At 68.8% G+C, this 23,300-nt stretch carries 21 protein-coding genes and 2 tRNA genes; 8 read left to right on the forward strand and 15 right to left on the reverse strand.

The annotated features are described in order from the left end of the window. Positions 1-4: 4 nt before the first annotated feature. Both HYU53_12665 and HYU53_12670 read left to right on the forward strand, forming a co-directional pair. A tRNA-Gly gene (locus HYU53_12665) sits at positions 5-78 on the forward strand. Between the two features lie 8 nt (positions 79-86). Next, the gene (locus tag HYU53_12670) at positions 87-2,657 is read left to right on the forward strand and encodes a response regulator (protein MBI2222045.1); all 2,571 of its coding nucleotides are present in this window, start codon (positions 87-89) and stop codon (positions 2,655-2,657) included. On the opposite strand, the gene HYU53_12675 is transcribed toward HYU53_12670, so the two are convergent. Beyond that, positions 2,654-4,693, reverse strand: coding sequence for a VWA domain-containing protein (locus HYU53_12675; GenBank protein ID MBI2222046.1), 2,040 nt, complete (start codon positions 4,691-4,693; stop codon positions 2,654-2,656). The two genes, HYU53_12670 and HYU53_12675, sit on opposite strands and share 4 nt — an antisense overlap. A 259-nt stretch (positions 4,694-4,952) precedes the next feature. Here HYU53_12675 and HYU53_12680 point away from each other — a divergent pair, with 259 nt between their 5' ends. Then, positions 4,953-5,150, forward strand: coding sequence for a hypothetical protein (locus HYU53_12680; GenBank protein MBI2222047.1), 198 nt, complete (start codon positions 4,953-4,955; stop codon positions 5,148-5,150). Between the two features lie 7 nt (positions 5,151-5,157). On the opposite strand, the gene HYU53_12685 is transcribed toward HYU53_12680, so the two are convergent. The 4 genes from HYU53_12685 to der all read right to left on the reverse strand — a co-directional run bounded on the left by HYU53_12685 (position 5,158) and on the right by der (position 7,820). Then, on the reverse strand, positions 5,158-5,574 hold the full coding sequence (locus HYU53_12685) for a response regulator (protein MBI2222048.1): 417 nt from the start codon (positions 5,572-5,574) through the stop codon (positions 5,158-5,160). A gap of 169 nt (positions 5,575-5,743) precedes the next feature. After that, positions 5,744-5,821: transfer RNA gene (locus HYU53_12690), tRNA-Pro, on the reverse strand. A gap of 62 nt (positions 5,822-5,883) precedes the next feature. Further along, positions 5,884-6,411, reverse strand: a complete 528-nt coding sequence (locus tag HYU53_12695) for a MerR family transcriptional regulator (GenBank protein MBI2222049.1) — start codon at positions 6,409-6,411, stop codon at positions 5,884-5,886. Between the two features lie 29 nt (positions 6,412-6,440). Then, entirely contained in the window at positions 6,441-7,820 is a 1,380-nt protein-coding gene (der, locus tag HYU53_12700) for a ribosome biogenesis GTPase Der (protein MBI2222050.1), read from the reverse strand. A gap of 93 nt (positions 7,821-7,913) precedes the next feature. Between der and HYU53_12705 the strand changes: the two genes are divergently transcribed. Together HYU53_12705 and HYU53_12710 are read left to right on the forward strand one after the other, a co-directional pair. Continuing rightward, positions 7,914-8,186 (forward strand): integration host factor subunit beta, encoded by a 273-nt coding sequence (locus tag HYU53_12705; protein MBI2222051.1) that lies wholly within the window; start codon positions 7,914-7,916, stop codon positions 8,184-8,186. A 9-nt stretch (positions 8,187-8,195) separates the two neighbouring features. Next, positions 8,196-9,194, forward strand: a complete 999-nt coding sequence (locus HYU53_12710; protein MBI2222052.1) for a site-2 protease family protein — start codon at positions 8,196-8,198, stop codon at positions 9,192-9,194. Between the two features lie 11 nt (positions 9,195-9,205). On the opposite strand, the gene priA is transcribed toward HYU53_12710, so the two are convergent. The 10 genes from priA to HYU53_12760 all read right to left on the reverse strand — a co-directional run bounded on the left by priA (position 9,206) and on the right by HYU53_12760 (position 20,122). Further along, positions 9,206-11,326 carry a primosomal protein N' gene (gene priA, locus HYU53_12715; GenBank protein MBI2222053.1) on the reverse strand — a complete coding sequence of 707 codons (2,121 nt, stop codon included), beginning with the start codon at positions 11,324-11,326 and terminating at the stop codon, positions 9,206-9,208. Positions 11,327-11,636: 310 nt separating this feature from the next. Beyond that, positions 11,637-12,314 carry a uracil-DNA glycosylase gene (locus HYU53_12720; protein ID MBI2222054.1) on the reverse strand — a complete coding sequence of 226 codons (678 nt, stop codon included), beginning with the start codon at positions 12,312-12,314 and terminating at the stop codon, positions 11,637-11,639. 76 nt (positions 12,315-12,390) lie between these two features. After that, a complete protein-coding gene (gene coaBC / locus HYU53_12725) occupies positions 12,391-13,614 on the reverse strand; it encodes a bifunctional phosphopantothenoylcysteine decarboxylase/phosphopantothenate--cysteine ligase CoaBC (protein MBI2222055.1) in 1,224 nt (407 codons plus the stop codon). A gap of 14 nt (positions 13,615-13,628) precedes the next feature. Further along, a complete protein-coding gene (locus tag HYU53_12730) occupies positions 13,629-13,808 on the reverse strand; it encodes a DNA-directed RNA polymerase subunit omega (GenBank protein ID MBI2222056.1) in 180 nt (59 codons plus the stop codon). A gap of 49 nt (positions 13,809-13,857) precedes the next feature. Next, complete coding sequence (gene gmk / locus HYU53_12735; protein MBI2222057.1) at positions 13,858-14,484, reverse strand: guanylate kinase; 627 nt, start codon at positions 14,482-14,484, stop codon at positions 13,858-13,860. After that, the gene (locus HYU53_12740) at positions 14,474-15,367 is read right to left on the reverse strand and encodes a YicC family protein (protein ID MBI2222058.1); all 894 of its coding nucleotides are present in this window, start codon (positions 15,365-15,367) and stop codon (positions 14,474-14,476) included. Before HYU53_12740 ends, gmk begins: the two co-directional genes overlap by 11 nt. Then, positions 15,364-17,094 (reverse strand): ATP-binding cassette domain-containing protein, encoded by a 1,731-nt coding sequence (locus tag HYU53_12745; protein ID MBI2222059.1) that lies wholly within the window; start codon positions 17,092-17,094, stop codon positions 15,364-15,366. The genes HYU53_12740 and HYU53_12745 overlap by 4 nt, the downstream gene beginning before the upstream one ends. Then, positions 17,091-17,801, reverse strand: coding sequence for a glycosyltransferase family 2 protein (locus tag HYU53_12750; protein ID MBI2222060.1), 711 nt, complete (start codon positions 17,799-17,801; stop codon positions 17,091-17,093). Before HYU53_12750 ends, HYU53_12745 begins: the two co-directional genes overlap by 4 nt. After that, positions 17,801-18,820: a UDP-glucose 4-epimerase GalE gene (gene galE, locus HYU53_12755; protein MBI2222061.1), complete on the reverse strand. Its 1,020-nt coding sequence runs from the start codon at positions 18,818-18,820 to the stop codon at positions 17,801-17,803. The genes HYU53_12750 and galE overlap by 1 nt, the downstream gene beginning before the upstream one ends. Positions 18,821-18,826: 6 nt before the next feature. Then, positions 18,827-20,122 (reverse strand): UDP-glucose/GDP-mannose dehydrogenase family protein, encoded by a 1,296-nt coding sequence (locus HYU53_12760; GenBank protein ID MBI2222062.1) that lies wholly within the window; start codon positions 20,120-20,122, stop codon positions 18,827-18,829. Positions 20,123-20,240: 118 nt separating this feature from the next. On the opposite strand from HYU53_12760, the gene HYU53_12765 reads away from it, so the two are divergent. From HYU53_12765 to HYU53_12775, 3 genes are read left to right on the forward strand one after another with little or no spacing between them, the layout of a single operon-like run. After that, on the forward strand, positions 20,241-21,356 hold the full coding sequence (locus HYU53_12765; GenBank protein MBI2222063.1) for a glycosyltransferase family 4 protein: 1,116 nt from the start codon (positions 20,241-20,243) through the stop codon (positions 21,354-21,356). Further along, the gene (locus tag HYU53_12770; GenBank protein ID MBI2222064.1) at positions 21,353-22,432 is read left to right on the forward strand and encodes a glycosyltransferase family 4 protein; all 1,080 of its coding nucleotides are present in this window, start codon (positions 21,353-21,355) and stop codon (positions 22,430-22,432) included. The genes HYU53_12765 and HYU53_12770 overlap by 4 nt, the downstream gene beginning before the upstream one ends. Positions 22,433-22,467: 35 nt before the next feature. Continuing rightward, the gene (locus HYU53_12775; GenBank protein ID MBI2222065.1) at positions 22,468-23,271 is read left to right on the forward strand and encodes a glycosyltransferase family 2 protein; all 804 of its coding nucleotides are present in this window, start codon (positions 22,468-22,470) and stop codon (positions 23,269-23,271) included. Positions 23,272-23,300: the final 29 nt, after the last annotated feature.

The raw sequence follows: 23,300 nt of genomic DNA on the forward strand, positions 1-23,300 counted from the left end.
CGACGCGGGCTTAGCATAGTGGTAATGCTCTGGCTTCCCAAGCCAGCTAGACGGGTTCGATTCCCGTAGCCCGCTCCATATTCTTCATGCCCCCAGACGCCGCTGGTGCGGGCGCCGCCGCGGGTCCCACCCATTGGGGCCCGGACTCCGCCGCGCGCGATGCCGAGCGTGCCCGGCGCCTCGCGGCCCTCCACCTGGTCGAAATCCCCCGGATCCGCATCGCCGGCTGCGCGCTGCTCGCCCTCGCGGTCCTCCTGCACAATCGGCTGGTGTTCGGGTCGGCGGGCGCCTGGCTGCCGTTTGCCGGCGCGCTCATGTCGTACGCGCTGGCCGCTGCACTCCTGTTGCGGGTCCTGCACGGCCGCCTGACGCGCTTCGACCCGTCGATCATTTTCCTCGCTGCCGACCTGCCGTTCTGGGCCGCCGCGGTGTATGTCACGGGCGCCGACCGCAGCTGGTTGTTCTTCGTCATGGTTCTGCGCACGGCGGACCAGACCATCGTCAGCTTGCGCCGCGCGGTGATCTTCGCGCACCTCGCGACGGTGATGTATCCCGCGATGCTGCTGTACGCCGTGTGGGTGGACGGCCGTCCCGTCTCCTGGCCCGTCGAGATCACGAAGACGCTTCTCATCTACGCGGGCAGCCTGTACATCTCGCTGATCGCCAGGACCGGCGAGCGGTACCGCCGGCGGCGCGCGGAGACGCAGCGGCTTGCGGAAGAACTCTCGCACACGGCGTGGCGCCAGCAGCAATTGCTGCTGCGAATTTTCAACGCCACCTCCGACGGGTTGGCGTTCATCTCCCCGCGCGGGCACGTGGAATCGGCCAACGCACAAGCCGGCCAGCTGCTCGGCTTCGACGCGGCCGCCGCGACGGGGTGCGAGGCGGCGGGCATCCTCGGCCGGCAGGCGCGCACGATCCCCGACGGGGCGCCGTTCGACGGCGTGCTGCGCAATGTGGTTGCGGCGCGCGCGGAGGCGCACGGGCACGTGCGCGGCTCCGCCGGGCGCATCCTCCACTGGCACGCCCAGCCCACCGACGATGACGGCGGCGGCTTCCTGGGCCTGACCGTGACCGTGCGGGACGTGACCCGCCCGCAGGAACTTATCGAGCAGCTCGAGGAAAACGCCCGGCTGCTGGAGGAGGCGCGCGGCCGCGCGGAAACCGCCGGGCGCGCGCGCGCGGAATTCCTCGCGAACATCACCCACGAGCTGCGCACGCCGTTGGCCGCCATCCTCGCACTGTCGCAGCTGGCGCGCGACGCGCGCGGCGACGAGCAGCGCCGCCACCTCCGGCGGATGCAGGTCAGCGCCGAATCGTTGCTGGCGTCGATCAACGACATCCTCGACTACTCGAAGATGGACGCGGGGCGCCTGGAACTCGAGCACGTCCCGTTTTCACTGCGCGCCATCGTCGATGAAGTGCTCGACACGGCGTCCCTGTCGGCCGAAGACAAGGGGCTCTCGCTCGCGCGCGGCGTCGAACCGGACGTGCCCGATATCTGTGTCGGAGACCCCGTGCGCGTGCGACAGGTGCTCTCGAACCTGGTCGGCAACGCGGTCAAGTTCACGGAGAAGGGGGGCGTGAACGTCCGCGTCGGCGTCGCCGCGCTCGCCGACGGGCAGGCGCTGGTGCATGTCGAGGTGGCCGATACCGGCATCGGCATACCTCCCGAGAAACAGAAGTGGATCTTCGAGGCGTTCGCACAAGCCGACGGATCGACCACGCGCCGCTACGGCGGAACGGGACTGGGCCTCTCGATCGCCGCGCACCTCACCTCGTTGATGGGCGGGAACCTCTGGGTCGAGAGCGAACCGGGCCACGGCAGCCGGTTCCACTTCACGGCTGCGCTGCGCGTGCACGAGAGCGCCCAGGCCGGCCCGGCCGGCGTGGCGATTGAAACCACCGGCGACCGTCGCCGGGAGCCGGCGCGCGGGATTCGCCGAATCCTCATGGCGGATGACAGCCCGCTGCAGCGCGAGCTGCTCTCGCACCTCCTCCGCGCGCGTGGCTATGAGGTGGTCTCCGCGTCAAACGGCGCCGAAGCGGTGACCGCGTTCACCGCCACGCGCATCGACGCCGTCATCGTCGACTGGCAGATGCCGGAAATGGACGGCCTGCAGACGACGCGCGCCATCCGGCAGGCGGAGCGACACACGGCGAGGCGCGTGCCGATCATCGCCGCCACGGCCGCCGTGAGACCCGAGGACCGGACGCGAGGTCTTGCCGCCGGCGTGGATTACTTCCTTGCGAAGCCGATTCCGACATCGATGCTGCTCTCGATTCTCGAGACCGGCCCGAAAGAAGTGCCCGGCCCCGACCCGGATGCGGTGTCGGCCGGCCGCGCCGAGCTCCTCGCGCACTTCGGCGACGAACAACTCGTGCGACGAATGATCGAATTGTTCCTGGGCGAGGGCCCGCGGCTGGTTGGAGAACTGCGCGCCGCTCTCGATCGGGGAGACCGCGATGGCGTGCGAAAGAGCGCCCACGCCCTGAACGGCGCGATCGCGAACTTTCCCGCCCGCGACGCCCGGCGAACCGCCGCGCAGATGGAGCGGCTCGCGCTCGCCGGCGACCTGGTGCAGGCCGAGACGCTCTTCCCCGAGCTGCGGGATGCCGTCAGGTGGATCTCGCTGCAGCTCCCGACGCTGCTCTAGCGGGCGATCCGGAACGGCACCAGGACCGTTTTCGTCGCGCCAGCCGCCTGCTTGGTCAGCTCGAGGAGGTAGTCGCCGTTGACGAGGGGCGCCAGCGTCAGTGTGCCCGTCATCCACCGGCCGCCGTCGGCGGACTGCTCGACAGGCGACGAGGACAAGGCCATCCCTTCGCCGGCGCGATCCAGCACGCGGACGCGCCCGGAGGATTCCGACGCCGCAAGCGGCCACCGGTAGATCAGTTCCTCCGTCCGGAAGAACCTGAAATCGGCTGCCGCTTTCGGGGTCGCCGCGCCCGAGCGGCGCATGAGAAGCGGCGCCCCTGCCAGCGGCGCCACTTCGAGCCCCACCGCCGGCGCTCCGGCCGGCTCGGCCCTGACCTGCACGCGCGCGGGCGTGACAGCGGGATCGTCGAGCGCGACCGGGGTGACGAAATCGCGCTGTCCGGGCGCGATCTCCTTTCGCGCGACCCCCACGGTGCTGCCCGACGCGTCAACCGCCATGATCGAGACGCGAACGCCGCGCGCCCACGCGTCGGTGCGCGCGGTGGCGGCCGGTATTTCCCCGGCCACCCAGAGCGCACCGCCGCGCTCGTGCGTCGCATGGACATACATGGCCGCGTCCGGCCTGATGAGCGACAGCCGGTTGAGCGCGGACGCCGCCGCCGCGTTGCCGGCGCGCGCCGCGGCGGGCGGCGCGGCGGACACCTCCGCTCCGCGCGCCACTTCATCCCGGCTGGCGGCACGATAGCCCTTCCGCGCGCGCACCACCGCACCAGGCCGCTTCACGCGCACGGTGATGCGGTGATATTTGCCGTCGAGCGAAGCATTCGGCGAGTAGTACCCGAGCAGGTAATACGACGTGAGATCCGCGCTGATCTTCCGCAGACCTTCGACCAGGTTGTTCGTGCTCACGACCGCGAGGCCATCGGTCTCCTCCGCCAGCGTCCGCAACGAGGTCTGACGCGCGCGCACCATCGCCGCGTCCATCGTCAGGCTCGGGATCGCGGGCGCGCTGATCGGCGTGTCGAACACGACCAGGCCGCGAGGGTCGATCGGATAAAAGCTCACGTTCGCGCGATTCGCATCCTGCATGAGCCGCTGGAACGCGTCCCAGTGGTCTATTTGCGCGAGTTCGAGCCGGTGCTGGTCGCAGCGCGTCTGCTGCGACGGCTCTCTCGGGTCGTCGCCCGATCGCGGCTGCCCGCCCGGACCGACGATGATCGGCGGCGGCGCCATGACGCCGCCGCCCCGCGATCCGAGCGGGCGCGCCAGCCGCAGATCCGGCCGGAACAACGGCCAGCCCGCCGTCAGAATCAGCACGGCCTTCCGCTCCTCGCGCACGCCACGCAAATAGACCACGAGGTCGCGCAGCGCGTCGAGCGCGAGCTTCTCGCGGCGGCGCGCGATCATCTCGTAGGCGACCGTTTCCCCGCCCGGATACCGGCCATAGCAGGCCAGGTAGGACGTTTCGTCGGGGTGGAGCGACAGGCCGTGCATCTGCCCCCAGTACCAGTACTTCTCCAGCTGCTCTTCGATGAGCGCGGTCTTCCGGGCCAGGATCAGATCCGTGGGGCTGTGCCGTGAGGTCAGGATGCCGATGAAGTCATCAACCCCCAGCATCCGCGTGAGCATCGCCGCGAGCGCCGTCTTCAGGCGATAGGACCCCTCGACCGGCACGTGGTCGACGTCGAGGAACAGGACAAAGACCCGCGCCCGCGGTTCGGCAGCCATCTGATGCCCGATCTGCTGACTGTTCGGCTCGATGCGGGCGACCTGGGGCCCTGCCGGCTGAATCCGGACGTGCTCGAACGCCTCAATCTTCTGGAGGACGCCGTCCTCGAGCAGCTCGAAATCAGCGAGTGTCAGGTCCTCGATCGCGACGCCGTCGCGGGTGGCGATGAACGCGTCGACGCGGATGTAATTGGCTTCGGAACGGAACGTCGGCTGGCGCGGCGCAACGGCGGGCGTTTGCTGCGCGGCGATGAGCAGGGCGGTTGCCGTGAGCGCAAGCGACAGCGCGGCGGCGAGACGGATCACGGCGGCCTCCAAGCGGCGCTCGGCCGCGCCAGTCTATCGCAAACCGCCGCCGCCAAACCGCACTGATTCGCGACGCGCCCCGTCGAACTTAATGCACAACTCGGCGGTTCGCTCGACCGAAGAATGGCTGAGCCGTCGCTTTAAACCTCACCGCCGCTTGAAGATGCCAGCAAAGCGAGGCCGCTCCCCATCCTCGCGAGTCGTGGCAGGTCCGTTGCTCAGGCGACCGCGTCCCATCGAATCCTGGGCGGGAGGACGTATGTTTTCATCACGGTCGGATGAGTGGACGGTCGCGCGTTGGCGCCAGCCGAACATCGCGCAGGTTTCGCTCGACTTCATCGAACCGAACGACGGTCTCGACGAGGAGGGGCGCACGCCGCTCTGGAAGGACCTGACGGTCGCCTCCGGCCTCGCGCTCGCGCTCTGGGCCATCGCGGCCATCATTTTCCTGGGATGAGTTCCGCTCAGGCGGAAACAATCGGTCGATCGAGCATGTCACGCACCGCCCGCAGCAGGTCGGCGCGGACGAACGGCTTCTGCAGCAGCGCCGAGTTGGGCCCCAACTCGAGGCGCGTCGGATACCCCGAGATATAGAGCAACCGCAACTCCGGCTTCTCCTTCAGAAGCTTTGCCGCGAGTTCGGTTCCTCCCAGGTACGGCATCCGGATGTCGGTCAGCAGCAGCCTGATCTCTTCGCGGGCCTCGGCAAACACCGCCAGCGCTTCGGTCCCATTGCGCGCCTCGAGGACCTGGTAGCCCGCCTGCCGGAGGGCCACGGCGAACAGGGCCCTGACGGCCGGTTCGTCTTCAACGAGCAGGATGGTCTCCGAGGGGAGAGGCGCCTCGCTGGCACCGCCATCGCCGGTATCCGAAAAAGCCATCACGCGCACACCTCCAAGTGGATCCTACCCAATAGAGTGCAACATCATCGCCCGGATCCGCACGCGGATCATGCCCAAATGTGGCACGATTCGGCTGAGTTTGGGAGCGAGACGGCGTGCGACTGTGCGGCGCCCGTGCGCGCGCACACTGCGCGGGTGGGGGGAAAATTGGTCGGGATGGCGGGATTCGAACCCGCGACCCCCAGACCCCCAGTCTGGTGCGCTATCCAGGCTGCGCTACATCCCGATTCTCGCTCTCGCGAGGCGGCCTTCTCGCGGCCTTTCGGTGCTTTCAGCCGCGACCCGGGCCTACCGCGCCTTGCGGTGCCTGGCCCGGCTGGCCCCCTTCGAGGCCTTCGCTTTCGCCGCGTGTTTGGCCGGACGCGGTCCGCGCGGCGCGTGCAACTCAAACGGACGCTGCGCCGCCCCTTCCGTCTCCAACATGTCCAGCAGCTCGCGCAGTCCCTGCCGCACGGCGCCGAGCTGTCGTCGCAGCGCGCCGTCGCGCTTGTCCGGCGAAGAGACCCCGCCCGCCGCAGGCCGGGACGCCGCCGCGTCGGCCGCGAACTCTTCGATCGCCGGCAGCGGCGCGCGTTCCTCTTCCAGCCGCCGTCGCGCGCCCGCGAGCGTCAACCCTTCGACGAAGAGCAGATGCTTCAGCCGCAACACGCGATCGAGATCGTCACGACGATAGACGCGGCCGGACGATCCCGCGCGCGTCACGCCGAGATCGGGAAACTCCGCTTCCCACGAACGCAGCACGTACGGCTGGAGCTGCGCGATCTCGCAGACCTCGGGCGCTTTGAACAGGGACCTGTTCGGCAGTTCCGCGAGCATCGTTCGTTCGGCCAGTATACCAAGGAATCTCAAGACCTGACCCCCCGTTGACGCTTCCGCACCTGGATCCGGATCGGGGTGCCGATCAGGCCGAAGGACTCTCGCAACCGGTTGCTGAGGAACCGCTCGTACGAGAAATGGAACTCGGTCGCGACGTTCGTGAAGAACACGAACGTCGGCGGATTCACCGCCGTTTGCGCCGCGTAAAGGATGCGGACTTCCCTCTTGCCCGGGCTTGCAGGCGGGTGCGAGGCGGTCACGGCCTGGATGAAACGGTTCAGCTCTCCCGTCGGAATCCGGCGCGCGCGTGCCACGGCGACCTTGTCCACCATCTCGAGCAGTTTCGGCGTCCGCTCGCCGGTGAGCGCCGAGATGTGCAGCAGCGGCGCATACTCCAGGAATTTCAACTGGAACCGCAGCTTGTCGTCGAACTCCTTCGCGTAATCCTGCCCGCGGCCTTTCATCAGATCCCACTTGTTGACGACGATGACCACGCCGCTGCCCGCCTTCTCCACCTCTCCCGCGATGGCGCCGTCCTGGTCGGTCGCGCCCTCTGTCGCGTCGATCACCAGCAGCGCCACGTCGGCCCGCTCGATCGCGCGTCTCGCGACGAGCACGCTCACCGATTCCATCTGCCCGGCCCGCGCGACGCGTCCCGGCCGGCGGATGCCCGCGGTATCGACCAGCCGGAACGTCCGCCGGTGCCATCGCAGCACGGCATCGACGGCATCGCGGGTGGTACCCGGCATGTCGCTCACCATCGCGCGCTCCTCGCGCAGCAGGCGGTTCAGGAGCGATGACTTGCCCACGTTCGGCCGTCCCACGATGGCCACGGCGAGTTCCGCGTCCTGGCTGGCGTGGGCATCCAGCTCCGTCGGCGGCGTCGACGGCACCGGCCGCCTGGCTGGCAGCCGCTTCAGGACCTCGTCGAGTAAATCGCCTATTCCGATACCGTGCTCGGCCGCAATCTCGAGCACCGGCTCGAACCCGTACTGGTAGAACTCCACGGAACGGCCGTGCGCCCGGCGGTCGTCCGCCTTGTTCACGGCGACGATGACGGGCTTGCCTGCCTCGTGAAGCGCTTGCGCGATTTCCGCATCGCCAGGGACCGGCCCTTCGCGTCCGTCGACGATGAACACGACGACGTCCGCACCTTTGATGGCCTTGCGTCCGTGCACCACCACCAGCTCATGCAGGGGATCTTCGCTCTCGCCGAACATCCCGCCGGTATCCACGAGCGAGAACGCGGTTCCCTGCCATTCAGCCGGCTGCACGTTGATGTCGCGCGTCGTCCCGGCAACGGCCGTGACGATCGCGCGGCGTGTTTCGGTGATGCGGTTGAACAGCGTGGACTTGCCGACGTTCGGCCTGCCGACCAGCACAACCGCGGGAATGCGCCTCACCGCCATCTCAACGGGCTCCAATAAGTAGACTTACACGCGGACTTGACAGTGTAAGTGACTGACTTTATGCTATTTATCACTTCCGAGGAGCGGCTAAGCATGATCAAGGTCGACATCGTCAACGAGGTGTCGCGCGTGGCCGACATCACCAAAGTGAAGGCTGAGGTCGCCGTGGACGCCGTGTTCGATGCGATGCGGCTCTCGATGCAGCGCGGCGAGCGGATCGAGCTGCGCGGCTTCGGCGTGTTCCAGGTGAAGCCCCGCAAGCGAGGCATCGGCCGCAACCCGCGAACGGGCAAGGAAGTCCGCATCCCGCCCGGGCGGACCATCCGCTTCAAACCGGGCAAGGAACTCCAGAATATCGGCGGTTAGCCGCGTCACGTGTCCACCGAATATCGGCCGGCGCCGCTGCAGCCCTCCGAGCTGCAGTGGGCGGACCCGGCATCCGTCTCGTCCGAGATCCCTTGCGGCGAATGGCCCTCGCGGCGATTCCATCACCGCTACTGGCTTCACGCCCTGCTCCTGCTGATCACGCTTGTGACGACAACCGCCGCCGGCGGCCTCCACTACGCCAGTTTTCTCTCCGACTTCGGCGCGCGCGCGTTGGCGACCGGCGAGCTTTTGTCCTACATCTGGCCCCAGGGGCTGTGGTACAGCGGCACGCTGCTTCTCATCCTGGGAGCACACGAGATGGGTCACTATCTCGCGTGCCGTTACCACCAGGTGGATGCCACGCTACCGTACTTCCTGCCTGCGCCGCTGCCGCTGACCGGCACGATCGGCGCGTTCATCAGGATTCGCGAAGCGTTCCCCAACCGGAGGATCTTATTCGACATTGGCGTGGCGGGGCCGCTCGCGGGCTTCGCGGTGCTGGTGCCGGCCCTGTTCGCCGGGCTGGCCATGTCGACGATCGCCCCGCTGCCGGCCGACTTCAGCGGCCTGGCGCTGGGAGAGCCGTTGCTGTTCAGGGCTGCGGCGAGGATCGTGTGGGGAGCGGTACCGGACGGGTATTCGATCAACATGCATCCGATGGTATTCGCGTCCTGGTTCGGATTGTTCGCGACGGCGCTGAACCTGATGCCGTTCGGACAGCTCGATGGCGGGCACATCTCCTATGCGGCGCTCGGGCGGCGGTCCACGATCATCTCGCTGGTGACGATTGCCGTGGCGGTTGGCCTCACGTTCGTGTCGAGCAGCTGGATGGTCGTCACCGTCATGATGGTTCTGATGCTGCTCGCCTTCGGCGCGAAGCATCCCAGTGTCATCGACGACGCGATCGAGCTCGATCCGCCGCGCCGCGCTGTCGCGCTGTTTTCCGCGGTGGTGTTCGTGGTCTGCTTCACGCCCGTTCCGATCGAACCGTTGGAGCTCCTCCGCTAGCAGGGCGTCCTTCACAGCACCGTCATCGGATCGACGTCCACGACGATCTTCCGCTTGTGCTCCGGCAGGTGCGCGAGGGCGCGGACCAGCGCCTCGCGCATCGCGCGGCGGTTGGTCCCCTTGATGAAGAACTGCACGCGGTGCTCGCCGCGCAGCCGGCTGAGCGGCGCGGTGGCGGGCCCGAGCACGCGGAGGTTGTACGGGCCGGTGCGCACGCGCCGCGCCAGATCGGTCGCGGTCGTCATCGCATCGGTGAGCGAACTGCCGCGTACGATGGTGTTGATCAGCGCGACCGCGGGCGGATATCGCATCGCCTGGCGATAGCGGAGTTCTTCGCGGAAGAACGCGTCGTAATCCTGCAGGCACGCGTGCCGGATGCTGTAGTGCCCGGGGAACAGCGTCTGGATGATTGCGGTGCCGGGCGCGTCGCCGCGGCCGGCGCGTCCCGCCACCTGCGTCAGCAGCTGGAAGGTCCGCTCGGCCGCGCGAAAATCCGCCAGACCGAGCCCGACGTCCGCCGAGACGACGCCTACCAGCGTGACCCGCGGAAAGTCATGCCCCTTCGCGATCATCTGCGTGCCCACCAGAACGTCGATCTCCCCGCCCGCGAAGCGGGCAAGCAGCGCGGCGATCGCGCCGCGCCGGCGTACCGTGTCCCGGTCCAGCCGCGCCACGCGGGCGCGTGGCACCGTCTTCCTTACCTCCGACTCGACGCGCTCGGTGCCGAACCCGATGTGATCGAGGTACGGCGCCGCGCACTTGGGGCATTGCCTCGGCACCGTCATCGAGTAACTGCAATAGTGGCACCGTGCGCGGCGTGACTGCAGGTGCACGGTCAGCGACACGCTGCAGTTCGGGCACTCCGCGGTGCCGCCGCACTGCCGGCAGAACACGGCCGCGGCGTACCCCCGGCGGTTCAGGAGCACCACCGCCTGCTCGCCCCGTTCGATGGTCCGGTGCAGCGCCTCGACCAGCGCGCGGCCGAGCACGACGTCTGCCCCCTCGGCGGCCATCTCCTCGCGCATGTCCACGACCTGCACGCCGGCAAGCGGCCGGTCGAGCACGCGCCGCTCGAGCACGATCTTCTCGTAGCGGCCGTTCTCCGCGTTGAAGTAGCTCTCGAGCGACGGGGTCGCCGACCCGAGCACCACCAGCGCCTTCTGGTCGCGCGCGCGGACGATGGCGACATCGCGGCCGTTGTAGCGAGGGCGCTCGTCCTGTTTGTAGGAGCCGTCGTGTTCCTCGTCCACGACGATCAGGCCGATGTCGGCCAGGGGCGCGAACACCGCCGAGCGGGTGCCCACCGCCACGTCAATCCCGCCGGACCGGATGCGATGCCATTGATCGTGGCGCTCGCCGTCGGACAAGCCGCTGTGCTGGATCGCCACCCGGTTGCCGAACGCCGCGCGGAACCGCGCGGCCACCGCCGGCGTGAGCGCGATCTCGGGCACGAGCATCAGCACGCGGCGCCCCTGCGCGATGCAGGTCCGCGCGAGCCGCAGATAGATTTCCGTCTTGCCGCTGCCGGTCACGCCGTGCAGCAACGCGGCGTGGAACGCGCGCGCGCGGAGCCTGGGTTCGAGGCGAGTCATGGCGGCGGTCTGTTCCGCCGTCAGTTCCAGCCCGGATGTATCCAGCGCGCCGGCCGGTGCGCCGGCCGCGCCGAACGGGTCCCGCTCGGAGCGGCGCGTGCGGACGGCGACGAGCCCGCGTGAGGCGAGGCGCTTCACGGTGGCCGCGTCGATCCCACGATCCCCGAGGTCCGCCACCCTCAGCCCTTCGGGGGCGCCGCGCAGCGCGGCGATCGCTTCGAGCTGCCGCGGGCCGAGCCGCGGCTGCGCGGACTCATCCAGCCCCTGCGCGGTGATGGCCGCGACCCTCTCGGTGCGAAACGCCTGCGCCCGGCCGATCAGCGGCTGCTCGATCGTGACCAGTCCCTCGGCCGCGAGCGCGTTGACGAGCGCGTGGATGCCGCGCCGCGCGCCCCCATCGCCAACCGTCCGCGCGAGCCCGGCGATCGGCTCGGCGCGCCCGCCCTGGAGCGCGCGCAGCAGGCGTTGCCGTGCGCCGCGGGCGCGCGGCGCCTCCGCGATTCCCGCGCCAGTGATGCGTACCCGTCGCTCGCTCTCCACCTCCGCACGCGGGGCATCGCCGCGGCAATCGCCTCGCCGGGAGGACTGACGTAGTACTCGGAAACCCACTGCGCGAGCCGTACCACGTCGGGCGGCAGGAACGCTTCGGTGTCGAGGACATCGGTCAGCGGCTTGACGGCAACCGATCGGTCCGGCGCCTCCGCGGCGCCGACGGCAATGCCGGTGATCGTGCGCGCGCCCACCGGGACCAGCACGCGCGCGCCCGCAGCCGGCGCCGGCCAGCCCTCAGGAACGCGATAGGTAAGGAGATCGACGCCGGGAACGGCAACCGCGACGGAGACGAACACGGCTATCGCCCTGCCGCAAGCAGTTCGCGCACCTTCTTCATGTCTTCCCAGGTGTCGCGCTTCTTGTCAGGGCTGCGCAGCAGATAGGCGGGATGGTACGTCGCGACGAGCTGTGCGCCCTCGTACTCGTACACGCGGCCGCGGAGCCGCGAAATCGCCTGTTCGGTATTCAGCAGCGTGCGCGCGGCGAAGGATCCGAGGGCGACGATGACCTTCGGCCGCACCGCCGCGATCTGCCTCCGCAGAAATGGCTGGCAGCTGGCCACTTCGTCCGGCTCCGGGTTGCGGTTCTCGGGTGGGCGGCACTTGAGGACGTTCGCGATGTAGACGTCTTCGCGGCGCATCCCGATCGCTTCGATGATCTTCGTGAGCAGCTGCCCCGCGCGTCCGACAAACGGAAATCCCTGGATGTCCTCGTCGTGGCCCGGCGCTTCGCCCACGAACATCAGATCGGCGTCGGGATTGCCCACTCCGAATACGATCTGCGTGCGGCCGAGCCGGTGCAGCTTGCACCGCGTGCAGTCGCCGAGATCGTTGCGGATCTCGACGAGACGATCGTGAGCGCGTCCGCCCTCCGGCCTCTGGTGGTCGGCGTTGGCGAGTCCCTCGTCGGCGAGGCCCTCGGTCCTGACAGGCTCCTGCTCGCCCGTGCGCTTCCGCCAGCGCACGTCTCGGCTCATGCCGCTGACGCCGAGTTCGCCAAAGAAACGCAGGTGCTCGGCCGCCTGCGCCCGAAGATCGCGGGTGTCCGCCACGTTACCGCGCCGGCTCTGATGCGGCCGCCCGCGCCTGCAGGAGCGCCTCGGCGCGGTCGAGGATGGCGCGCGCCATGTCACGCTTGCTCTGCAGCGGCAGGCGCTCTTCGCCCGCCGCCGAGACGATCGTCGCGGCGTTCATGTCGGTGTCGAAGCCGCGATCAGGTTGCGATACGTCATTGGCGACGATCAGATCGATCGCCTTGGCCGCGAGCTTCTCGCGAGCGCGCGGCTCGACCTCACCCGTTTCCGCGGCGAACCCGACGAGCACTGGCGAGGGGGCGCCCTCGCGCCGCCGGCCCAGCTCGCCCAGAATGTCCATCGTCCTTCTGAGCTTCAGTGTCAACGTGCCATCGTCCTTGGGCAGTTTGACCGGCGCGGCGCCGGCCGCGGGGGTGTAATCCGCCACGGCCGCGGCCATGACCACCAGGTCGGCGCCGCCTGCATGCTGCAGCACGACTTCGCCCATCTCCCTGGCCGACCGCACGCGAACGACCGCGGGGCCCGGTGGAGGCTCCAGCCGTGTGGGACCGGACACGATCGTGACGTGCGCGCCGCGGCGATGCGCTTCCGCGGCGACGGCAAACCCCATCTTGCCGCTGGAACGGTTCCCCAGAAAGCGGACGGGATCGAGGTCCTCGTAGGTCGGTCCGGCGCTCACCACCACGCGGCGGCCCGCCAGGGACTGGCGCGGGCGCAGCACGTCCTCGGCCGCCTCGGCGATCGCGTCGGGCTCGGCCAGCCGCCCCTTCCCCATCCAGCCGCACGCGAGGTAGCCCTCGCCCGGCTCCACGAAGCGCACCCCGCGCGAGGCCAGCGTCGCGACGTTCCGCTGCACCGCCTCGTGCTCGAGCATGCGCGTGTTCATGGCCGGCGCGAGCAGCACCGGCGCCCGTGTCGCCAGGTACAAAGAGGTGAGAAAGTCGTCCGCGATACCGTTGGCGAACTTGCCCACGATGTTCGCGGTCGCCGGCGCCACGAGCAGCAGGTCGATGTCCGTCGCGAGCGAGATGTGCTCGACGTCGGCGTTCATGCCCGGCGTCCACTGGCTGGTGATCACCGTGTGCCGCGTGATCGCCTCGAACGTCACCGGCCCCACGAACCGGCGCGCGCTGCGCGTCATGACCGCGACGACGTCATGCCCGCGCTGCTGGAGACGCCGCACGACCTCGACCGCCTTGTAGGCCCCGATGCCTCCGCTCACGCCCAACGCGATCAGCGACATAGATGCCCCCTGTGTCAGCGGGCCGGCGTGTCTTCCTTGCGCACGGCGCCGGACTTCACTTCCTTCATCGCCACCCGCGCCTTCTTGGGCGTCATCGCCTCGACCTTCGGGGTGCATCCGTTGAGGAGCTGCCGCGCACGGGCGCTGGCCACGGCGACGAATTCAAACGCGTTCTTCACTTCGGTTCTCTGCACGATCCTTCTCCTGTACTTCCACCGGGCGGCGTCCGCCGCCGCTTGCCCTTCACGCCTTCACCCGGAACGTCGACACGATCGACTCGGCTGCAGGCCGCACGACGTCGAGCCTCGCCCGTTCCGCCGTCACGATGCTGCGCAGCCGGTCCACGCAGGCGTCGAACTGGTCGTTGACCACGACGTAGTCGTATTCGGCAAACGCCGCCACTTCGTCACGCGCGGTGGCGAGACGGCGCCGGATGGCGTCCTCCGGGTCCTTGCACCTCCCGCGCAGCCGCTGCTCGAGCGCGTCGTAGGAGGGCGGGAGCACGAACACGCTGATCGTCGGCGGGCCGCACGTGCGGACCTGTCGCGCCCCCTGGACGTCGATGACCAGCACGACGTCCTGTCCCGCCGCCAGGAGCGCTTCCGTGTCGGCGCGGCGCGTCCCGTACAGGTTCCCGAACACGTTGGCCCACTCCAGGAACTCGTTCCCGGCGATCAGGGCCTCGAAGCGTGGGCGCGTCACAAAATTATAGTCGACGCCGTCGCACTCGCCCGGCCGGGCCGGCCGCGACGTGTAGGAGCGCGACATCCGCAGGTTCGGGACGAGCCGCACGAGCTGCTCGACCAGCGTCGTCTTGCCCGTCCCCGACGGCGCGGACACGACGAACAGCAGCCCCTCTTTACTCGACATTCTGGACCTGCTCGCGCACGCGCTCGAGTTCCGCCTTGACCTCGACGACGAGGGCCGACACCGCGGCCCCCTCCGCCTTCGATCCGATCGTGTTGATCTCGCGGTTCAGCTCCTGCAGCAGGAAATCGAGCTTGCGGCCGCAGGGCTCCCCGCCGGCCGCGAGCGACTGCCAGTGCTCGAGGTGCGTGTTGAACCGGACGACTTCCTCGGTGATATCGGACCTGGCGACGAACCGCACGATCTCCTGCGCGAGCACGGCCGGATCGACCGTACCGTCCGCGCCGAGCTCGCGGATGCGCTCGGCGAGCTGCTGCTCGCGGGCGGCGCGGCCGGTATCGGCGCCGCTCGCGACGCGGGCAATGAGATCCCGCAGGCGCATCCGCCGGCTCTCCAGGTCCGCCGCGAGCCCCTCCCCTTCGCGCGCGCGCATACTGTCGAGCGCCGTGAGCGCCCCGCCCACCGCCTCGAGGACGGCGCGCTCGAGCGACGCCGCCGTGCCGTTTTCGATCGCCTCGGCGCGATCGCGGATCACAAGCGCCTGCGGCACGCGCAGCAGGTCGCCGGCACCGAGCGGCCCCGCAATGAGGCCGCGGGCGCGCGCCTGCTCGAGCGCGGCGTTCAGCGCCTCGACGAACGCGTCGTTCAGCAGCACGTCGGGCGCCTGCGCCTGCCGCATCTGGACGGACACGTTCAGCTCGACGCGTCCGCGCCCCAGCCGCTGTTGCACGAGCGCGCGCAGTTTCGGTTCCAGCGCGGCCAGCGCCTGCGGCAGCCGGACCTGCAGATCGAGATAGCGATGGTTCACGGCGCGAAGCGTCACCCCGATGCTCGCCGCCTCGTCGTCGCGCGAGAGCGAGGCAAACCCCGTCATCGATTTAATCACGCGTTTGCGGGCTCCTTCCTGCGGTCGAACAACTGCAGCGCGTACAGTCGCGCGTAGGCGCCGTCCGGGCGCGCGAGCAGCTCGTCGTGCCGCCCCTGCTCCACGATCTGCCCCGCCTCGAGCACGATGATCGCATCGGCGCGGCGGACGGTGGACAGGCGATGGGCGATGACGAACGACGTGCGGTTCGCCATCAGCGTCGCCAGCGCGTCCTGCACGAGCAGCTCGGACTCGGCGTCGAGCGAGGACGTGGCTTCGTCGAGGATGAGGATCGGCGCGTTCTTGAGGAGCGCGCGCGCGATCGCGATGCGCTGCCGCTGCCCGCGCTCGCCGATGCGGCTCTGGTACTGCCCCGCCAGCCCCGTGATGAACTCGTGGGCGTGCGCCGCCCTGGCCGCCGCTTCGATGTCCGCATCGGTCGCGCCCGGCGCGCCGTAGGCGATGTTGCGCGCGATCGTGTCGTCGAACAGCACCGTTTCCTGCGTCACCATGCTGATCTGCCCGCGCAGCGACTGCAGCGTGACGTCACGGATATCGGTTCCGTCGATCGCGATCGCGCCCCCCGTCACGTCGTAAAATCGCGGGATCAGGTTCACCAGGGTCGTCTTGCCGGCCCCGCTCAGGCCGACGATGGCGAACATCCGGCCGGCAGGAACGTCGAACGACACCTCCCGGAGGATCGGCGTTGCCGCCGCGTCGTCATAGGCGAACGAGACGTTGCGGAACTCGACCGAGTGCCGCATCGGCGGCAGCGGCTGCGCGCCCGGGCGGTCCAGCACCTCCGAGTGCGTGTCCATCATCTCGAAAATGCGCTCGGATGCGGCCACCGCCTGGTTCAGGTTGGCGCTGACGCGGCTCAACTTCTTGACGGGCCCGTACATCAGGAACGAGGCGGCCAGGAACGCCGCGAACTCGCCCGTCGTCAGCTGGCCGGCGGCGATCTCACGGCTGCCGTACCAGAGCGCCCCGACGATGGCGACGCCGCCAAGCACTTCCATCAGCGGCGGCAGCACCGACACCGTGCCGATCACCTTCATGTTGGTTCGATACAGCCGCGCGGAGGCGCGCTCGAATCGCTCCACCTCCTGGCGCTCCGCGCCGAACGCCTTGACAATCCGGTGGCCCGTGAACGCCTCCGCGGTGATGTGCGTCAGGTTCTCGAGATCTTCCTGGCTGCGCCGCGTCGTCCGGCGCACCCGCTGCCCGAGGCGCACGAGCGGATAGACGACGATGGGAGCGGCCGTGAGCACGACCAGCGCAAGTCGCGCGTCGTACCAGAACATCAGCGCGAGGTATCCGGCCACCGCGAGCGTCTCACGGAGCAGATCGCCGATCGTCTCCGAGACGGCCTGCTGGATCTGGCCGACGTCGTTGGTGATCCGCGACATCAGCTGGCCGCTGGTTCGCCGCGCGAAAAAGCTGGCGGATTGCCCGAGGATGTGCCCGAAGAGCGCGTTTCGGACGTCGAGCACCACGCGCTGCCCCACGTCGGTCATCAGGTACACCGAAAAATAGGCGCCGATGCCCTTCACCAGGTAGGCGAGGAGGATCAGCGCCGACGTGGACCAGATGTCGATCCCGGCGAGCAGCACCTTGTCGAATATCGGTTTGATCAGGTACGCAATTCCCGCCGACGCCGCGCCGTACGCCAGCATCGCCGCGAGCGCCGCCACGAGGCGGCCGCGGTACGGCAGGGCGAAGCGAAGCAGGCGAAGGAAGGCGTTCACTCGGTAAACCGGTACTTCAGCAGGACCCAGAGCGCGACGACACCGTCGCGCCAGGTAATCTTCTTGCCTTCGTCGTAGCCGCGCCCATCGTACGTGATGGGGACCTCGTACACGCGGTACTTCCGCTTGAAAATCTTGGCCGTGATCTCCGGCTCGATGCCGAACCCGTTCGACCGCAGCGTGAACGACCGCAGGACCTCGGTCCTCATGGCCTTGTAGCAGGTCTCCATGTCGCTCAGGATCGTGTTGTAGAGCACGTTGGTGAGCAGCGTCAGCAGCCGGTTGCCCGCGTAGTGCGTGAACAGGAAGACGCGATGCCGGCCGAGGAACCGCGAGCCGAAGACGACGTCGGCGCGCCCCTCGCAGATCAGCTCGATGAGGCTCGGGAATTCCTCCGGCGAATACTCGAGGTCCGCGTCCTGGATGACGACAATGTCTCCGGTGACCTCGACAAATCCCCGCCGCAGCGCGGCCCCCTTGCCCTGGTTGCGTTCCTGGAAGATCAGCGTGAAGCCGTATTGCGCGTGGAGCTCCCGGAGGATCTCCCGGGTGCCGTCGGTCGAGCCGTCATCCACAACGATCAGCTCGGTCCGAATCCCGACCGCCAGCACGCGGCCGATGATCTCCCTGATGGTCTCACGCTCGTTGAAGACGGGCATGACGACCGACAGCAGCGGATCGCGCAGCGCGCCGCGAATGCGCGACATCAGGCCAGGTTCCTCGCGAAGCCGCCGCCCGGCCGCGACCATTCCGCCGCCGTGCGGACGATCGTGTCGATGTCCTCGAAGCGCGGGCGCCAGCCCAGCTCGCCCTTGATCCGCTCGCTCGACGCAAACAGCACCGCCGGGTCTCCCTCCCGCCGCGTGCCCATGCTCCACGCGACTCTGCGTCCGGTGACGCGCTCGACCGCCTCGATGACCTCCCGCACCGAGGTCGGCCGGCCGTTGCCCAGATTGTAGGATGCGGACGCGCCGCGCGCGCGCAGGTGGCGGAGCGCCAGCACGTGCGCGTCGGCCAGGTCGGAGACGTGGATGTAGTCGCGGAGGCACGTCCCGTCTGGCGTCGGATAGTCGTCGCCGAACACGCTCAGCGGGGTCCCCCCCTGCGTGGCCGCCAGGGCGAGCGGAATGAGATGCAGCTCCGGATCGTGGTCCTCGCCAAGGTCTCCCTCGGGATCGGCGCCGGCGGCATTGAAATACCGAAGGACGACCGACGAGAGGCCGTACGCGCGCTCGAAGTGCGGCAGCGCACGCTCGATGGCCAGTTTCGTTTCGCCGTACGCGTTGATGGGCTGCGTCGGGTGACCCTCGGTGATCGGCGTCTCGATCGGGTTGCCGAACACCGCCGCCGTCGAGGAGAACACGAACGACGTGACGCCCTCGGCGGCCATCGCTTCGAGCACCGAGAGCGCGCCCGCCACGTTATTGCGGTAGTAGCCGATCGGATCCCGCACCGACTCGCCGACCGAAAGCCACGCGGCAAAGTGCATGACGGCATCCGCGCCGTGGTCGCGCAACGCGCGGCGGACCGCATCCACGTTCCGGATGTCGTCGCGCACGAGCGACACCCGCTCGCCGCCGAACCGGCGGGCCAGCGCGGCCACCGCCTCTGAGTGGCCGGCTGACAGGTTGTCGTACACGACGACGCGGTCCCCGCTGGCGAGCAGCGCCTTGACGGCGTGGCTCCCGATGTATCCCGCGCCCCCGGTGACCAGGATCGTGGCCATCGGCGCCTACCGCCCTATCGAGAAGTACGTGAAACCCTGCGCGCGAAGCACGCCGGGCGTGTAGATGTTCCGGCCGTCAAATACAACCGGCTCGCGCATCAGCTTCTTGATGCGCGCGAAGTCGGGTTCGCGGAACTCGTTCCACTCCGTGGCCACCACCAGGGCGTCGGCCCCCTTCAACGCTTCGTACCCGCTCTTGGCCAGCTCCACTTTGGGTCCGAAGATGCCCCTGGCCACCTCCATCGCCTCGGGATCGTAGGCCTGCACGCGCGCCCCCCTGGCAAGCAGCCCTTTGATCAGCGCGATGGCGGGCGCTTCCCGCATGTCATCGGTCCTCGGCTTGAAGGCAAGGCCCCACACCGCGACGCGCTTGCCCTTCAGCGAGCCGAAGTGCTTTTCCATCCGCCCAAGCAGCCGTGTTTTTTGCGTTTCGTTGACGTCCTCGACCGCCTTGAGGATCCGGAACTCGTACTCGCGGTCCCCCGAGAAGCGGATGAGGGCCTTGACGTCTTTCGGAAAGCAGCTGCCGCCGTAGCCGATCCCCGGGAAGAGAAATGCCGGACCGATCCGCTTGTCGGCGGCGATGGCGCGCCGCACCTGGTCCACGTCGGCGCCGAACAGCTCGCAGACGTTCGCCACCTCGTTCATGAACGAAATGCGCGTCGCGAGCATCGCGTTCGCGGCGTACTTGCACAGCTCCGCGCTGGCGCAGTCCATCACCATGATCGGAGCGCCGGTGCGCGTGAATGGCTTGTAAAGCTCCACCATGAGGTCGGCCGCGCGCGGATCTTCCGCCCCGACCACCACCCGGTCCGGCTTCAGGAAGTCCTCGATCGCCGCCCCCTGTTTCAGGAATTCCGGATTGCTGACCACGCTGAAGGGATGCGTCGTTTCGCGGCGGATGACATCGCGGACTTTCACCGACGTGCCGACGGGCACCGTGCTCTTGCCGACGATGACCTTGTAGCCGTTCATCGCCCGGCCGATTTCCCGGGCGACGCCGAGCACGTGTTGCAGGTCGGCCGATCCGTCGTCGCCTGGCGGCGTCCCCACGGCGATGAAAATGATCTGCGACTGACGGACGGCGCGCTCCAGCGTGGTGGTGAACGAGAGGCGTGCCTCTTTCTTGTTCCGTGTAACCAGCTCCTCGAGGCCAGGTTCGTAGATCGGGATCTTCCCCCGCCGGAGCTTCGCGATCTTGGATTCCTCCCTGTCGACGCAGATGACCTGATTGCCGGTCTCCGCCAGACAGGCGCCGGCAACGAGGCCGACATACCCTGTACCTATGATCGCAATTCGCATAAAACTCCCTAACGTAACATGAGCTTGAAAAGGCTGTCAATCCATTGAAAGACAAGCACTTGTCGGCACGGGCGGGAAGCGGGGGTACGCCCTATGCCTGTGCTAGCATGGCAGCCGTTTGCGGATCATCCTGGATTACCGGCCGGCCCTGCGGGAGCGCACGGGGGTCGGCGAATATGTCCACGAGTTGGCCCGGGCGCTGGTCGAGGTGACGCGGGCTCGACCCGACGATCGCGTCGTCGTGTTCTCGAGCTCGTGGAAGGATCGGTTCGAGGCAGCGGATCTGCCCGGCGTCGAGGCGGTGGATGCCCGCGTCCCGGTACGCGTGCTCAACTGCGCGTGGCACCGCGCCGGATGGCCGCCCATCGAAGCGCTTGCGGGGCCGGCGGACATCGCGCATTCGGCGCACCCGCTGCTGATGCCGGCGCGGCGCGCCGCGCAGGTGATCACGATTCACGACCTTGACTTCCTGAGCCATCCGGAGCGAACGCAGCGGGAGATCCGCCGGGACTATCCCCGGTTCGCGCGGGAGCATGCGCAGCGCGCCGACCTGGTGGTGGTCTCGTCGCAGGTGACCGCGGCCGAGGTGACGCGCATTCTCGGCGTGCCGGACGAACGCGTCGCCCTCGTGCCGGCCGGCGCTCCGGCGTGGGAGCCGCGCGCGCAGACGCCCGTTTCCGGCTACTTCCTGTTCATCGGGACTCTCGAGCCGCGCAAGAACATCGGCGCGCTGCTGGCCGCCTACACGCGGCTGCTCGACCGGCTGCCTGGCGCACCCCCGCTGCACCTGGCCGGAAAGATCCTGGATTCGTCGGCCGCCTGGCTCGCCCAGATTGGACGTCCACCGCTGAAGGATCGCGTGGTCCGGCTGGGATACGTCTCGCCGCCACAGAAACGCCAGCTTTACGAAGGGGCGCTCGCGCTCCTCATCCCGTCACTGCACGAGGGCTTTGGCCTCACGGCGCTCGAAGCGATGACGGCCGGGGTGCCCGTCATCGCGTCGCGTCGCGGCTCGCTCCCCGAGGTCCTCGGCGATGCCGCCCTGTTTGTGGACCCTGAGGACGAGCAGTCGATTGCCCACGCGATGTGGCGTCTCGCGACGGATTCAGCGCGGGGGCGCGCGCTCGCTGAAGCCGGCCGTGCGCGCGCCGGGGCGTTTTCCTGGACGCGCTCGGCGGAGGCCCTCAGGCGCGCATACGACGCGGCCCTGCGGCGCCGGCGGGAGAGGGCATGAAGGTCCTCGTTGATGCGCGCGAGCTGGCGGGCCGCCCCACCGGAGTGGGTCGCTACTTGCGCGAGATTCTCCGGCGCTGGAATGCGCCGCACGTCGCCTCGCTGCATGAGATCGTGCTGTGCGCTCACGACCTTCGGAACGCCGGCGAGCTCGGGTTCAGGATGATCGAAACGGGGCACGGGCCGGCGGGCACCTGGTGGGAGCAGCGCACGCTGGCGCGCATCGCGGCGGGCGAGCGGCCCGCGGTCCTCTTCTGTCCCGCCTACACGGCGCCACTCGGCGCACGGGTGCCGATCGTGGTGACGATTCACGACGTGTCGTTTGTGGCACACCCCGAGTGGTTCACGTTCCGCGAGGGGACGCGGCGCCGGCTGCTGACCCGCGCGACCGCCCGGCGCGCTGCCGCGATCCTCACCGTGTCCGAGTTCTCCGCCTCGGAGATTTCGCAGGCCTTCGGCGTTCCAGCGGACCGCATCCACGTGGTGCGCCACGGTGTGCCGCGCCCGCGCCCGCCGGCGGTTCCAATCGCTCGCGAACCCATGGTGCTGTTTGTCGGGTCGGTGTTCACCAGGCGGCATGTTCCCGAGCTGATGGCGGCCCTCCGCGGCGTGCTGCCCCACGTGCGCGACGCGCGCCTGGTTGTTGTCGGCGAGAACCGGACCCAGCCGCGCCAGGATCTTCGGGCGCTCGCCGCCAGCCTGGAGATCGAGCATGCCGTGGAGCTCGCCGATTACGTCAGCGACGAGCGGTTGAACGACTTGTACGCGCGCGCGCGGGTGTTCGCGTTCGTTTCAGACTATGAGGGGTTTGGACTGACGCCGCTTGAAGCGCTCGCCTCAGGAGTCCCGCCGATCGTCGCCGATACCGCCATCGCGCACGAGACGTGTGGCCGCGCGGCGGTGTTCGTGAAGCCTGGCGATGTTCACGCGCTCGCGCTGGCCATCCGGACGTTGCTGACCGATGACCGGGCGCGGCTGCGGGTGTTCGAAGCGGCCCCCGCCGTACTAACCCGCTACTCCTGGGACCGCGCCGCCGAGGACACCCTGCAGGTCCTCGAAAGGGTCGCGCGCCGATGAGTCCGCAGCTGGCTGTCATCATCGTCAGCTTCAACGTGCGGGAGGATCTCGCGGCCTGCCTCGAGTCCCTCTTCGCGCATCCGCCTGCCGTTCCCCACGAGATCGTCGTGGTCGACAACGCTTCCTCCGACGACTCGGTGGCGATGGTGCGGTCCCGGTTTCCGCAAGTGAAGGTGGTGGCGCTCGCCGAGAACCGCGGTTTTGCCGCGGCCAACAACGTGGGAATCCGCGAAACCGCCCCGGGAAACAGCCGCTGGGTCCTGCTGCTGAACAGCGACGCCATCGTGCCGGAAGGTGCGCTCGACCGCCTGGTCGGCCGCGCCGAAGCCGTTCCGGGCGTCGGGGTCGCTGGGCCGAGGCTGGTTGATGCGCAGGGACGGCCGGAGCTGTCCTTCGGGCCGATGCCTGGCCCCATCAACGAAGCGCGGCAGAAGCGGCTTGGGACGGCGGCGGCGCGAGGCGCCGCCTGGGCAGTGCGCGAGGTGGAACGGCGGACCTCGGTCGAGCACTTTCCCGACTGGGTGACGGGTGCGTGCCTGCTGGTGCGCCGGGCCGACGCGGTGGACGCCGGGCTGCTCGACGAGCGGTACTTCATGTATCTGGAGGATGCGGACTTCTGCGCGGCCGTGAGGCGTCTCGGCCGCCGCGTCCTCTTCACCCCCGTGGCCACCGTGACACACCTGCGGGGCCGTTCTCGCGCAAAATCACCACATCTGGTCGAAGCTGGCTACCGCCGGAGCCAACTGGCCTTCTATCGTAAACATCACCCGTATTGGACTTGGCTGTTGCAGCTGTATCGTGGGGTCAGATCCAGAATTCTAACTTTTTTCGTGGGTTGACCCCGGACGGTGCCAGCCCACGAAAAAAG

It is taken from the genome of Acidobacteriota bacterium (genome assembly GCA_016184105.1).
GTDB lineage: Bacteria > Acidobacteriota > Vicinamibacteria > Vicinamibacterales > 2-12-FULL-66-21 > JACPDI01.

Coding starts and splice junctions, on each gene's coding strand:
- HYU53_12670 (MBI2222045.1), top strand. CDS start 87: ATGCCCCCAGACGCCGCTGGTGCGGGCGCCGCCGCGGGTCCCACCCAT.
- HYU53_12680 (MBI2222047.1), top strand. CDS start 4,953: ATGTTTTCATCACGGTCGGATGAGTGGACGGTCGCGCGTTGGCGCCAG.
- HYU53_12685 (MBI2222048.1), bottom strand. CDS start 5,574: ATGGCTTTTTCGGATACCGGCGATGGCGGTGCCAGCGAGGCGCCTCTC.
- HYU53_12695 (MBI2222049.1), bottom strand. CDS start 6,411: ATGCTCGCGGAACTGCCGAACAGGTCCCTGTTCAAAGCGCCCGAGGTC.
- der (MBI2222050.1), bottom strand. CDS start 7,820: ATGGCGGTGAGGCGCATTCCCGCGGTTGTGCTGGTCGGCAGGCCGAAC.
- HYU53_12705 (MBI2222051.1), top strand. CDS start 7,914: ATGATCAAGGTCGACATCGTCAACGAGGTGTCGCGCGTGGCCGACATC.
- HYU53_12720 (MBI2222054.1), bottom strand. CDS start 12,314: ATGAGCCGAGACGTGCGCTGGCGGAAGCGCACGGGCGAGCAGGAGCCT.
- coaBC (MBI2222055.1), bottom strand. CDS start 13,614: ATGTCGCTGATCGCGTTGGGCGTGAGCGGAGGCATCGGGGCCTACAAG.
- gmk (MBI2222057.1), bottom strand. CDS start 14,484: ATGTCGAGTAAAGAGGGGCTGCTGTTCGTCGTGTCCGCGCCGTCGGGG.
- HYU53_12750 (MBI2222060.1), bottom strand. CDS start 17,801: ATGTCGCGCATTCGCGGCGCGCTGCGCGATCCGCTGCTGTCGGTCGTC.
- galE (MBI2222061.1), bottom strand. CDS start 18,820: ATGGCCACGATCCTGGTCACCGGGGGCGCGGGATACATCGGGAGCCAC.
- HYU53_12760 (MBI2222062.1), bottom strand. CDS start 20,122: ATGCGAATTGCGATCATAGGTACAGGGTATGTCGGCCTCGTTGCCGGC.
- HYU53_12770 (MBI2222064.1), top strand. CDS start 21,353: ATGAAGGTCCTCGTTGATGCGCGCGAGCTGGCGGGCCGCCCCACCGGA.